General features: G+C 69.4%; 11 protein-coding genes. 6 read left to right on the forward strand and 5 right to left on the reverse strand.

What is annotated here, in order from left to right; all coding sequences use genetic code 11:
* Positions 1–35: 35 nt before the first annotated feature.
* On the reverse strand, positions 36–1,886 hold the full coding sequence (locus D7X32_RS04345) for a vWA domain-containing protein (RefSeq protein WP_120601229.1): 1,851 nt from the start codon (positions 1,884–1,886) through the stop codon (positions 36–38).
* Positions 1,887–2,027: 141 nt separating this feature from the next.
* On the opposite strand from D7X32_RS04345, the gene D7X32_RS04350 reads away from it, so the two are divergent.
* Positions 2,028–2,516 (forward strand): VOC family protein, encoded by a 489-nt coding sequence (locus D7X32_RS04350; protein ID WP_120601230.1) that lies wholly within the window; start codon positions 2,028–2,030, stop codon positions 2,514–2,516.
* On the opposite strand, the gene D7X32_RS04355 is transcribed toward D7X32_RS04350, so the two are convergent.
* The 4 genes from D7X32_RS04355 to D7X32_RS04370 form a co-directional block, all read right to left on the reverse strand.
* Positions 2,476–3,600, reverse strand: a complete 1,125-nt coding sequence (locus D7X32_RS04355) for a heparan-alpha-glucosaminide N-acetyltransferase domain-containing protein (protein WP_120601231.1) — start codon at positions 3,598–3,600, stop codon at positions 2,476–2,478. The two genes, D7X32_RS04350 and D7X32_RS04355, sit on opposite strands and share 41 nt — an antisense overlap.
* A 68-nt stretch (positions 3,601–3,668) precedes the next feature.
* Positions 3,669–5,549, reverse strand: a complete 1,881-nt coding sequence (locus D7X32_RS04360) for a hypothetical protein (protein WP_120601232.1) — start codon at positions 5,547–5,549, stop codon at positions 3,669–3,671.
* 135 nt (positions 5,550–5,684) lie between these two features.
* On the reverse strand, positions 5,685–6,227 hold the full coding sequence (locus D7X32_RS04365) for a thioredoxin-like domain-containing protein (RefSeq protein WP_244238842.1): 543 nt from the start codon (positions 6,225–6,227) through the stop codon (positions 5,685–5,687).
* A 33-nt stretch (positions 6,228–6,260) separates the two neighbouring features.
* Positions 6,261–7,361 (reverse strand): single-stranded-DNA-specific exonuclease RecJ, encoded by a 1,101-nt coding sequence (locus D7X32_RS04370; protein WP_120601234.1) that lies wholly within the window; start codon positions 7,359–7,361, stop codon positions 6,261–6,263.
* A 193-nt stretch (positions 7,362–7,554) separates the two neighbouring features.
* Between D7X32_RS04370 and D7X32_RS04375 the strand changes: the two genes are divergently transcribed.
* The 5 genes from D7X32_RS04375 to D7X32_RS04395 all read left to right on the forward strand — a co-directional run bounded on the left by D7X32_RS04375 (position 7,555) and on the right by D7X32_RS04395 (position 12,833).
* Entirely contained in the window at positions 7,555–9,390 is a 1,836-nt protein-coding gene (locus D7X32_RS04375; protein ID WP_120601235.1) for a M2 family metallopeptidase, read from the forward strand.
* Positions 9,391–9,524: 134 nt separating this feature from the next.
* Positions 9,525–9,728, forward strand: a complete 204-nt coding sequence (locus D7X32_RS04380) for a cold-shock protein (protein WP_014397260.1) — start codon at positions 9,525–9,527, stop codon at positions 9,726–9,728.
* Positions 9,729–9,804: 76 nt separating this feature from the next.
* Entirely contained in the window at positions 9,805–11,895 is a 2,091-nt protein-coding gene (locus tag D7X32_RS04385; RefSeq protein ID WP_120601236.1) for a hypothetical protein, read from the forward strand.
* A gap of 42 nt (positions 11,896–11,937) precedes the next feature.
* Positions 11,938–12,594, forward strand: coding sequence for a hypothetical protein (locus tag D7X32_RS04390; protein ID WP_120601276.1), 657 nt, complete (start codon positions 11,938–11,940; stop codon positions 12,592–12,594).
* Positions 12,591–12,833, forward strand: a complete 243-nt coding sequence (locus D7X32_RS04395) for a hypothetical protein (protein ID WP_120601237.1) — start codon at positions 12,591–12,593, stop codon at positions 12,831–12,833. Before D7X32_RS04390 ends, D7X32_RS04395 begins: the two co-directional genes overlap by 4 nt.
* Positions 12,834–12,854 lie beyond the last annotated feature (21 nt).

Consider the following 12,854-nt stretch of genomic DNA (forward strand, 5'->3'; position numbering starts at 1 on the left):
TGCGCGTTCCCCGGTGCTGCGTGCTGCGTGCTGCTTCAGCGGCCGTTGGCCGACGCGGTCGTCAGCGCGCGGGCCTGGCCGATGAGACGGACGAACTCGGTGCGGTCGGAGTCACCGGCCACGGCGCCCTCCGCCAGCTTCTGCGTGGTGGCCAGGGTCCAGCCCTCCGCGGCGGGCGCGGCGCGGAGGATGTCCGCGGTGGCGGCCACGGCCACGGCGAAGCGGAAGTCCGTGGACGCGGCCTCCATGGACGGCTTCAGGTTGGCGCGGGTGAGCGGGAAGGCCTGCTCCTTGGCCTCCGTGCCGTTGGGCGCCTTGGCGCGGATGCGCACGGTGGCCAGGTCCTGCGCCTCGCCAGTGAGCTCCACTTCGTACAGCGCCGTCACGGTGTGGCCCGCGCCAATCTCGCCCGCGTCCACCTTGTCGTCGCGGAAGTCCTTGTCCGCGATGTCGCGGTTCTCGTAGCCCATCAGGCGGTAGCGGCTGACGGCCTTCGGGTTGAACTCCACCTGGAACTTCACGTCCTTCGCGATGACCTCCAGCGTGCCGGTGAGCTGCGTCTCGAAGACCTTGCGCGCTTCCTTCATGCTGTCCACGTAGAAGCTGTTGCCGTTGCCCTTGTCCGCCAGCTGCTCCATCAGCGAGTCATGGTAGTTGCCCATGCCGAAGCCCACCGTGGTGAGGGTGACGCCCTCGGACACGTACTTCTGCACGCTGGCCAGCATGTCCTTCGGGGTCAGGTTGGGGCCGATGTTGGCGTCGCCGTCCGTGAGCACCACCACGCGGGACACCACGCCGCCCGCGGCCTTCTTCACCGCGTGCTTGTAGGCCGTCTCCATGCCGGAGCCCATGGCCGTGCCGCCGCCCGCGACCAGCGTGTCCAGCGCCGCGTGGATCTTCTTCACGTCCGTGGCGGGCGTGGGGGCCAGCACGTCCCGCGTGGAGCCCGCGTAGGTGACGAGCGCCACGGTGTCGTTCTCGTTGAGGTTCTTCACCGCGACCTTGATGGATTCGATGGCCAGCGGCAGCTTGTCCGACGACGCCATGGAGCCGCTGGTGTCCACCAGGAACACCAGGTGCGCGGGCTTGCGCTGCGAACGGGAGACGACCTTGCCCTGCACGCCCACGCGCACGAACTGGCGGCGCGCGTTGAAGGGCGACGGCGCGCCCTCCATGTGCACCGTGAAGGCGCCTTCCTCCGGCGGGGTGTAGCGGTACTTGAAGTAGTTGACGAACTCCTCCACGCGCACCGCGTGGGTGGGCGGCAGCTGGCCATTCTGCAGGTAGCGCCGCGCCATGGAGTAGGAGGCCGTGTCCACGTCCGCCGCGAAGGTGGACAGCGCGTCCTTCGCCGTCTCCGTGAAGCCGTTGGGCTTGTAGACCTCGAAGGTGTTGCCGCCCTGGGCGATGCCCTTGTCATCGCCCAGATCCTGCTGCTTGGACTTCTCCATCGGCTGCTGGAGCGGAGCCGGGGCGACGATTCCGCCCACGGCGCCCGCGCCCATGGGCAGGCTCATGGCGGCCTTGGACTCCTTCTTGGGCATCTCGCGGCGCATCGCCGGCTCCGGCGCCACGGCTCCGGAAGAGGACGGGGCGCTGGCCAGGGCATTGGCGGACTCGCTCTCCTCGACGGTCACGGGCGCGGCGGCGTCACGGGGCTTCTTGGCGGCCGGGGTGGAGGGCGGAGGCGGAGGCGCGGCGAGAGCCCTGGCGTCGCCCTCGTCCTTGGAGGGAGTGCTCTGGGTGGTCGCGACGGCCTGGGGGCGGAGCTCGGTGCGCGACACGCCCTGCGCCGGCTCCATCGAGGAGCACGCGCTCACGAGGCTGGCGCAGACGAGGGCACCACTGACGAAGGACACGCGGCGCTTCGAGAAGAACGGGGACATTCAGGCTCCGGGGCAGGAGAAAGTCAGCGTGCCCCTGGAAACGGCCGACCTCCGGAATGGGTTTATCCGGTGAATTTTTCCCGGGTCCGCCCGTGGCCCGCGCTTGCGTGGGGGGACCCCTTTTTGCGACGGTCCCCGGCCATGGAGACGACACGACCGTTCCGGATTCTGGGCATCCAGCAGATCGCCGTCGGAGGGCTGGACAAGGGCGCCCTGCGAAAGCTGTGGGTGGACACGCTGGGCCTGACGGCCCACGGCACCTACCGCAGCGAGAAGGAGAACGTGGACGAGGACATCGTCGTGGCGGGCGCGGGCCCCTTCAAGGTGGAGGTGGACTTGATGCAGCCCGTCAATCCCGACGGCCGTCCCAAGGTGCACGACCCCGCGCTCAACCACGTGGGCCTGTGGGTGGACGACCTGGCCGTGGCCGTCAAGTGGCTGGAGGGGCAGGGCATGCGCTTCACGCCCGGCGGCATCCGCAAGGGCGCGGCGGGCTTCGACGTGTGCTTCATCCACCCGAAGGCGAGTGATCAGTTCCCGCTGAGCGGCGAGGGTGTGCTGATCGAACTGGTGCAGGCCCCGCCGGACGTCATCCGCGCCTTCGAACAGGCCGCATCCAGCGCGCACTGAGCAGCAGCTGGCCCGCGCGCGTGAAGGCCTTCTTCACCGCGCGCTCCACCGGATCCCACGCGAGGCACAGCACGAACGTGCACGCGATGAGCAGCGCGAGCAGGCCCGAGAACTTCAGCCACCCGCTGGAGTCGCCCCATACCTTCTGGAACGAGAAGACGCCGAAGACGCGGTAGTACAGCAGCATCTCGTGGAAGAAGTACGCGGACAGCGACGCGGTGCCAAAGACCTCCAGGAAGCGGCGCGCGCGGGAGGGCTTCGCGTCCGGCGCCATCCGTCCCTCCACCCACAGCATCACCAGCAGCACCGCGCAGACCCACATGAAGCGGGTGGCGGAGTTGGACGGGTTGGTGACGAAGAAGCGGTGCGGCGGGTAGAGGTCGCTGAGCACGCGCGGCATCAACGTCCCCGCGAGCCCCACTGCGATGAGGAAGCCCAGGGCCCACGCCAGCCCCTTGCGGCCCCACGCGCCCGCGATGCAGCCAGAGAAGGCGCCCAGCCACGCGAAGCCCACCCACGGCACCAGCGGGAAGGGGGCCCAGGAGGACTTGCGAAGGAACGACGCCCAGGGCTCGCCCGCGGAGTCGCTGAAGGGCGCCAGCGCGAACGCCACCATCGCCAGCACGAACGCGGTGCCCGCGAGCACGCGAGGCCGTGAGGCGAGCAGCGCGGCCATGGGCAGCGTGATCAGCAGGCACAGGCCCACGCAGTGGAGGATGTCCAGGCGCAGCAGCCACACGGGCTCGGTGCGGATGGGGAACCAGACGGCGTTGACGAGCGCGGCGACCGCGAACACCTCCGCGATGCGGCGCAGGTTGCGGGGCACGCGCTCGTGCAGCACGCCCGCGGCGGCGCTGCGCACCATGAGCAGCGCCAGCGCGAACCCGGCGGAGAAGATGAACGCGGGGGCCACCAGGCCGTCCACCTTGAGCAGCCGTCCGGTCCACTCGCTCTTGCGCAGCTCGGGAGTGAGCAGCACGAGCGCGTGGGTCTGGATCATCACGAGGACGGAGAGGCCGCGCAGCCAGTCAATGGCGCGCACGCGCTCGCGGGAGGCCGGGGCGGCGGAGGGCAGGGTGCTCACGGGGGGCGCTACCCTACGTCGGTCCCGCGGGCGGTTGCACGCACCCGCGGGACCGGGAACTCGTTGGACTACCAGCTGACTGCGTCGAGGTACGCCGTCCCCTTCCACGTGCCGGTCGTCTGGAACTCCACGCCCAGCTGGTACAGCGGGGTGGTGGAGCCGGAGGGCAGCTTCACGGTGATGGCGTTCCAGGCGCCGGCCTTGAGGCTGCCGACGGCGATCCAGTTGCCAGTCCAGCGCCAGTTCGAGGACGCGCCTTCGATGGCGTAGGGCTGGACGCCGGTGATCTTGCTGCCAGTGGGCAGCCACAGCCGGAACGTCACCGTCTTGCCGGACGGCACGGCCGCGTTGGCCACGGCCACCGTGCCCTGGCCGGACGTGCCGTTGAAGGGCACGGCCAGCGAACGGGCGCCCGCGTAGGCCTGGGTCGTCGTGGTGCTCACGGCCGACAGCGCGGCGCCGCTGGCGCTCCAGCCCTGCGCGCTGGACTCGAAGCCGTACTTCGACGTGTCGCCCGGGGTGCCCGCGTCGGAGGAGCCAGTGCCCGCATCGGTGCCTGCATCGGGACGCGTGCCGCCGTCCACGCCACCGTCGGTGCCTGCATCGGGACGCGTGCCGCCATCCACGCCGCCGTCGGTGCCCGCGTCGACCGGCGGGGTGCCAGCGTCCACGGTGCCACCGTCGGTGGAGCCGCCTCCGCCCGGGGGCGGAAGGGTGGTGCCGGCCGCGGGCAGGAGGAGGCCGCCCGCGTTGAGGAACACGCCCGCGCGCTGCTTCAGGTAGGGCTGGCCGTCGGTGGCCTGGTCGTTCTGGTAGGAGCTCTGGCCGCCCGCGCCCGCGCCGTACAGCAGGGCGACGACGCCCACGTTGGCGAACTTGCGCCGGTGCGCGTCACCGCTCGCGCCGAAGAAGTACTCGGTGCGGTTGTCCTTGTATCCCTGGCGCGGCCCGCCGCTGTTGTTGATGTTGAGGTGGTTGGAGTTGCCCAGCGGGATCTGCCACAGCATCCAGCGCTTGCCAGAGGTCTGGTTCCAGAGGCGCAGCCACTCCGCGTAGCGGTTGTACGAGCGCGACGTGAGGGACGCGGTGTCGCTCATGTCCCAGGTGTGATCCGCGCCCTGGGTGAGCCGGTAGAAGTCCGCGTCGCGGTCCAGCGGGTCGCCCACGATCACGTCGTAGGTCGCCCCGGTGACGTTGGTGGCGAGCCCCAGCGGCTTGAGGAAGTTGACGACCTTGTCCACCTCCGGCTGGAGCGGATCCGTCAGCGAGTTGAACGCGATGTCCTTGCCGCTGGCCCACGCGGAGATGTGCAGGCCCAGCACGACGTTGTTCGCGCCCACGGCCTTGCGCAGCTGGAGGAACGCCAGGCTCCACCCGGCCACGGTGTTGGGCAGGCCCGCGAGCTCCGGCATGCCGGTGGAGGCGATGGCCGCGGGAGCGTTGGGGTTGGAGGCCGTCTGGAACTGGAGCAGGCCCACCACGTCCGGCTCCACGTGGACGATGACCGGGCCGCCAAAGGTCTTCGCGCGCTGGAGGAGCAGCTTCACGTCCTCGAAGTAGGTGCGCATGGTGCTGGCGTTCTTCAGCTTCGCGAGCGTCTCCTGCTCGCCGCCGCCCGCCTCACCGAAGAGCTGGTACCAGGTGACGACGGGGACGTAGCCCTGGGCCTTCGTCTCCGTGAAGAAGCTGGCGGCCCAGCTGCCGTCATGGGCGCCGTAGCCCCAGTTGTCCGCCCAGCCCTTGGTGAAGTAGCGGTAGCGCGCGTCCCACGGCACGTCGCTGTCCCGCATCCAGTTCTGGCCGGCCTCTTCGAAGAGGCCCACCATCAAGCGGTTCTGGAAGGCGGGGGGCACGGGGCCCTGCACACCCGTGGCGGCCTGGGCGGTCAGCGCCCCGAGACACGTCAGCGTCAGCAGCGCCGCGAAGGCGCGTCGAATGGTGTTGGTCATGGAGGCGCTAGTACGCTCCGGCGCCCCCAGTCCTTCCGGTCTGCCCGCGTCCCACACTTGGCCGTCCGCCCATCGGACATGCCGCCGGGGCCTTATCAGGCCGCTATGCGACCAAGCTCTCTTCGCGTGGATGTTTCACGGAGGGCAGACCAGACCCGGTTCACCGGCGTCCACGTCCTGCAACGCGAGCAGACACGTGAGCGCGTCCGGATCCACGGCATCCATCAGGTAGGTGCGGCGCCAGAGCAGCGCGGCGAAGCGCTTGGGCAGCTGCGAGTCCGGAGCGACGAGCGCGCGGTGCACACCGTTGCTGCCCACCGCGGCCTGCGCCTGCGCGGCCTCCAGCTTCGCGACCTCGTCGGGGCAACCCTCCGGGCAGTTGTAGAGGAACACCGCGTGACCGTGCTCCAGGTTGTGGATCCACGAACAGCGTGGCTGCTCCGTGTCGAAGCTTCGGCACGACAGCCACGTGGGACAGTGCATGCCGGAGTTGGGCGGATTCTCCCCGTTGCCGCACCCGGTGCTGCTGCACGAGCTCACGTGACTGGCTGACGAGGTGTCCGACAGCGGGAACGAATACTTCTCGCAGGCTTCGCCACCAGGATTGGGCGGATCATCGTTCGTTGAACCGCAGGCGAGGAACAGCGAGAAGAGGAGGGCGGAGAGGGCGCGAGGCATCCACCCCGTCATATCGCAATGGCCCTTCGGGACTCATCCCGGCGCGACCCCGCGCCGCTCCACGTCCCGGCCGCTCAGCCCCCGGAAGCCCAGGGCGTCCATCAGGCGCAGGAAGTCCGCGGGAGGCAGGCTTCCGCCCGTGGCCCGCGAATGGCCATGCGCGAACGCGCCTCCCATCTGCGGCAGGTCCAGCTCCTGCAACAGCGCGAGCAGGTCCACCGGCGCGCGGCTTCGCAGCACGAAGTTCACGCGGCCGGGCAGGTAGCCCGTGTTGGCGGCGATGACGATGTGCTCCGGCAACCGTTGCACCCAGCGCATCGCCACCAGTGGGTGCACCTGCGCCTCGGAGCTGAACATCAGGAGCGCCAGGTTGCCCGCGAAGCGCGGTGGCGTCTTCGCGCACCGGGCCACCTCGCGCTGCACCTCCAGACGGCAGTCGCGCAGCGCATCCACGCCGGGCACACGTCCCTCCGCGATGTCCGTCGCGTTGCCCGCGCGCAGCAGCACCTGCATCGCCAGTGGAGCCGCGAACCGGCTGGAGCGCCGGGCCGCGTTGATCAGCGCCACCGCCTCCGTGACGGACGAACGCTTCGCCCGCCGCAGCGCGTCCTTGAGGAACGGCATCGGCGCGTCCACGCCCAGGTCCGCCACCGTCCCCAGCACCGCCAGCCACTCCAAGGGGCCGGGCACGACGAACGACGACATCAGCACGTACGTGAGCAGGCTCGTGTTCGCCACGGGCTCATGGCCGTAGGCGGTGAGCACCTGCGCGCCGGGTGGGAACGCGTCCGAGGCATGGTGGTCCACCACCAGCGTGGGCACCCCGGGCAGCAGCGGCTCCGCGCGGCTGCCCATGTTCAGCACCACCAGTGCTTCCGTGGAGGAGGCGCCCAGCCGCTCCAGGAAGGCCGGATGGTGGATGTCCTCTCCCTTGCCCGGCAGGCGCGCCGTCGGCCGCGCTCCCAGGGATTGAAGCGCCCGGAGCATCAGCACTCCGGACGTGAGCCCATCCACGTCCGTGTGCGGCGCCACGAGCACGTGCTTGTCCCGGCAGGCCTCCAGGAACTCGCGCGCCTGGTCCATCGCCGCCTCTGGCGCCGGCCAGTGCGCGTCCTTGGTGTGTCCCAGAAGCATGAACCAAAGCTGTCACTGCCTGTAGCGGCACGGCAGGGCGCGCCCGTCATGGCTGGCTGCCCTCCGGACGGCCCCCGGTCCGGGCTCACGTTCGTCGCCGCATTGCGTCTGGTTCATGCGCGGTGAACAGGGCACGTGGGCGCCGTGACTTGGCGGGTGCGAGGGCAGGGCACTTCCCATAGTGTCCGCGCCCATGACCCGTCCTCCCCAGTCCTTGATTCGCGCGGCCCTGGCCGCCCTGTCGCTCGCGGCGCCCGCCGCCAGCGCGCAGACGACGCCCGCTCCGGCCGCGAAGGCCACGCCCGCGGAGGCGAAGCAGTTCGCCGACAAGCTCAACGCGGACCTGAAGCAGCTCTGGACCCGCCAGGCCACCGCCGAGTGGATCAAGAGCACGTACATCACCGACGACACGGAGCGGAACGCGGCCTCCGTCAACGAAGAGGTGATGGCCTACGTCAACAACGCCATCAAGGACTCGCGCCGCTTCGACGGGCTCAAGCTGGACGCGGACACCGCGCGCATGCTGCACCTCTTGCGCGTGTCCCAGACGCTGCCCGCGCCGGCGAACCCCGCCCAGCGCTCGGAGCTGGCCTCCACCGCCGCGAAGCTGGAGGGCCTCTACGGCAAGGGCAAGTACTGCGGCAAGGACGGCAAGGGGAAATGCCGCGACCTGGAGGAGCTGTCCGATGTGATGGCGGAGAGCCGTGACGCGAACGCGCTGCTGGACGCGTGGACGGGCTGGCACGCCATCAGCCGCCCCATGCGCCCGCTCTACACGCAGCTGGTGAACCTCTCCAACGCGGGCGCGAAGGACATCGGCTTCAACGACCTGGGCACGCTGTGGCGGTCGTCCTACGACATGCCCCCCGCGGAGTTCGAGGCGGAGGCGCAGCGGCTCTGGGGCCAGGTGAAGCCCATGTACGACGAACTGCACTGCTACGTGCGCGGCCGGCTCGCCAAGCAGTACGGCGAAGCGGCCGTGCCTGCTGGCAAGCCCATCCCCGCGCACCTGTTGGGCAACATGTGGGCGCAGGAGTGGAACAACATCTACCCGCTGGTGGAGCCGTTCCCCGGTCAGGCCAGCCTGGACGTGAACAGCGCCCTGGTGAAGCAGGGCTACGACCCGCAGAAGATGGTGAAGCTGGGTGAGAAGTTCTTCACCTCGCTGGGCCTCAAGCCGCTGCCGCAGACCTTCTGGGAGCGCTCGCAGTTCACCAAGCCGAAGGACCGCGACGTCGTCTGCCACGCGTCCGCCTGGGACGTGACGTACGACAACGACCTGCGCATCAAGATGTGCATCAAGCCCACCGAGGAGGACCTGGTCACCATCCACCACGAGCTGGGCCACGACTACTACTACACGTACTACTACAAGCTCCCCGTCCTCTTTCAGGCCGGCGCCAACGACGGCTTCCACGAGGCCATTGGCGACGCGCTCACGCTCTCCATCACCCCGGCCTACCTCCAGCAGGCGGGCCTGCTCTCCGCGGTGGAGAAGAACGACAAGAACGTCATCAACCTCCAGCTGAAGGACGCGCTGGAGAAGGTGGCCTTCCTGCCCTTCGGCCTGCTGGTGGATCAGTGGCGCTGGGACGTGTTCAGCGGGAAGGTGAAGCCGGCGGACTACAACAAGAGCTGGTGGGCGATGCGCACGAAGTACCAGGGCATCGCGGCGCCGGTGGCCCGCACGGAGCAGGACTTCGACGCGGGCGCCAAGTACCACGTGCCGGCCAACGTGCCGTACACGCGCTACTTCCTCGCGCGGATCCTCCAGTTCCAGTTCCACAAGGCGCTGTGCGAAGCGGCCGGCATCAAGGGCCCCCTCAACGAGTGCTCCATCTACGGCAACAAGGCCGCGGGTGCGCGCCTCCAGGCCATGCTGGAGCTGGGCGCGAGCAAGCCGTGGCCGGATGCGTTGGCCGCGATGACGGGCACGCGCCAGATGGATGCCACGCCGATGCTGGAGTACTTCGCCCCGCTGCGCCGCTGGCTTCAGGAGCAGAACAAGGGTCAGAAGTGCGGGTGGTGACGTTTGCCTGGTGATGTTTCCAGGGAGTGGACTTCGCCCGGGACGGGCGCTTAGGCTTGCGCCCGTCTTGTAGGGTTGAACTCTGTAGGACCGGACGGCGACTCTTCCTGTCCGCGATGAAAGAAGAACAGCAAATGGCGACTGGTACCGTGAAGTGGTTCAACGACGCGAAGGGCTTCGGCTTCATCACGCAGGACGGTGGCGGCGAGGACGTGTTCTGCCACCACACCGCCATCAACATGGACGGCTTCCGCACCCTGGCCGAGGGCCAGAAGGTGGAGTTCGAAGTCACCAAGGGCCCCAAGGGCCTGCAGGCGCAGAACGTCCGCGCCGCCTGAGCCTGACCGTTTCCTGATTCACCCAAGAAGGTCCGACTCTCTCCGGGTCGGGCCTTCTGTATTTTCCGGAGCCCGCATGTCCGCCCCTTTCTTCCGCCTGCGCTTCCTCCCCCTCGTCGCCGCCCTCGGGTGCGCCACGTCCTCCACCTCCACGGCCCCCACGCCGCCGGCCACCGCCACCGCGCCGTCGGCGCCCGTGTCGAAGCAAGCGCTGGCCGCGCTCAAGCAGGAGCTGGTGAAGCAGCACGGCGAGGCGCAGCGCGCGCGCATCGAGCGCGGCGTGGATCAGGTGGCCACGCTGTGGCGGCCGGAGGACGGGGACCTGGCGGCCTTCGCGCGTGAGCAGTTCCTGCCCACGGGTTCCCAGCTGGACGCGACGTTCACGCGCCTGGAGGGACTGTTCGAACAGTTCGACGGCCACATGAACGAGCTGGGGCGCGAGCTCCAGTGGTTCACCGACCTGGACCTGGGGCCGCTGTTGCCGGTGGAGCCGCTGCTCGCGGCGTATGACCCGTCCTCGAACGTCACGTCGGACCTGTTCCAGGCGAAGCCGGGCTTCGTCGTGCTGCTCAACTTCCCGCTCACCACGCTGGCCGAGCGCGTGAAGGAAGGCCCGTCCTGGACGCGGCGGCAGTGGGCGGAGGCGAAGCTCGCGTCGCGCTTCAACCGGCGCGTGCCCGCGGCGGTGGAGCAGAAGGTGTCGCAGGCCATCGCGGACGCGAACCTCTACATCGCCGAGTACAACGTCTGGATGCACCACCTGGTGGACGCGAAGGGCCAGCGCCTCTTCCCCCAGGGGCTGCGGCTGATCAGCCACTGGAACCTGCGCGACGAGCTGAAGGCGGACTACACGGACGCGAAGGGCCTGGCGAAGCAGCGGATGATCGTCCAGGTGATGGAGCGCATCGTCACGCAGACGATTCCCGCCGCCGTCATCGACAACCCACGCGTGGACTGGGACCCCTTCACCAACAAGGTCACGGCGGCGCCGCCGGAGTCGGTGGAGGCGAACGCGCCGCAGCGCCCCGTGAAGGCGGACGCCGCGCCGGAGCCGGACACGCGCTACGCGCGGCTGCTGGCCACGTTCCAGGCGTCGCGGAAGGTGGATCCGTATTCGCCGGTGGCGCCCACGCGCATCGCGCGTGCCTTCGAGCTGGATCGCGGCCTGCCGGAGGAGCGCGTGCGTGCGCTGCTCACGCAGTTGCTGGAGTCCCCGCTGGTGCCGCGCGTGGCGAAGCTGATTGAAACCCGCCTGGGCCGTCCGCTGGAGCCGCAGGACTTGTGGTACCCCGGCTTCCGTCCGGGCTCGAAGGTGCCGGAGGCGCAGCTGGACGCGCTGACGCGCAAGCGCTACCCCACGGCGGACGCCTTCGCGCGCGACATCCCTCGCATCCTCCAGGGCCTGGGCTTCACGCGGGAGAAGGCGGACGTGCTCGCCTCGTACATCCGCGTGGACGCCTCACGCGGCGCGGGCCATGCCCAGCAGGCGCTGCGCCGGGGTGACTTCCCCCGCCTGCGCACGCGCGTGGAGAAGGGGGGCATGGACTACAAGGGCTACAACATCGCGGTGCACGAGCTGGGGCACAACGTGGAGCAGGTCTTCAGCCTGTACCAGGTGGACCACACGCTCCTGTCCGGTGTCCCCAACAACGCCTTCACGGAGGCCCTGGCCTTCGTCTTCCAGGCGCGCGACCTGGAACTGCTGGGCCTGGGCCAACCAGACGCGGCCAGCGAACGCGAGCGGGTGCTCAACGACTTCTGGCAGGCCTGGGAGATCGCCGGCGTGGCGCTGGTGGACATGGCCACGTGGCACTGGATGTACGAACACCCGGACGCCACGCCCGCCCAACTGCGCGACGCGGTGGCCGGCCTGTCGCGCGACGTGTGGAACCGCTACTACGCGCCGGTGCTGGGGCGGAAGGACAGCCCGGTGCTGGGCATCTACAGCCACATGATCAGCTACCCGCTGTACCTGCCGGACTACCCGCTCGGGCACCTCATCGCCTTCCAGATTGAAGAGCACCTGAAGCAGCACGGCCCGCTGGGCGTGGAGTTCGAGCGCATGGCCACCTTCGGCTCCGTCACTCCGGACGAATGGATGCGGCACGCCACCGGCGCTCCCGTCAGCGCGGAAGCTTTGTTGCGCGCCACCGAAGCCGCGCTGTGATAGTCCGGGCATTCCCCATTTCACTTATCTGGAGGATTGACCTTGAATTTCATCTCTCGTGCGCTGGTGCTGGGTTCCCTGTCGACCGTGGTGGGCTGTGCGTCGATGAAGGGCGGCACGAAGTCCCCGGACACGACGGAGCCGACGCCTCCGCCCGCGACCGCGTCGCTGGTGGACAACTGTGACGACACGCAGAAGGGCGTCTCCAAGGAGGCGGACGCGCTGGCCAGCCCCTACGGGATTGATCAGCACGTGGACAAGAACTTCCCGGACCGCAAGGTGTCGTGGCTGATGACGGACGGCGCGTACCAGAAGTTCGTGGTGCAGACGGGCGCGAAGAACTTCGGCCGCTGCAACGACGTGGCCTGCTACCTGTTCGCGGCGCCGTCGGCGTCCATCCAGGGCGCGGTGGAGAAGTCGAAGACGGCGGACGGCAAGCACGACCCCGCGGTGCTGGGCCAGGCGCTGGGCCTGCCGGCGAAGAACTTCGAGGGCCCGCTGCGGATGATGACGCTGGACCTGGCGGCGCAGAAGGTCTGCACGCGCCTGCCGGTGGACGCGGACCCCGGCGTGTGGAAGTGCACCACGCCCGACGACAAGGACTGCTTCAAGTTCGGTGGCTACACGTCCGGCGGCGCGCCGGAGGTGATGGTCATCAACGCGCCGGTGGCCGACACGCAGGTGGTGGAGATTCCGTGAGCGACGAGGAGGTGCTCCTCCAGAGTCCGCTCCTCTACCGCGTGCTGCGCGGGCGGGACGGGGCGCTGTCCATCGAGGTCGTGGTGGGCGGCATCGTCCAGTTCGAGGTGCGCGTGCGCCTGAACGCGGAGGAGACGGAGTCCTTCCAGCGTGAGGGGCGCGCCTTCGCGGACCGGATGGCCCAGGCCATCATGGCCAATCCGCCCTTCGGTGGCCGGTCGGTGAAGTCGCCGGTGTAGTGCGGCCTTCGCGGGGGCCCG

It is taken from the genome of Corallococcus carmarthensis, assembly GCF_003611695.1.
GTDB lineage: Bacteria > Myxococcota > Myxococcia > Myxococcales > Myxococcaceae > Corallococcus > Corallococcus carmarthensis.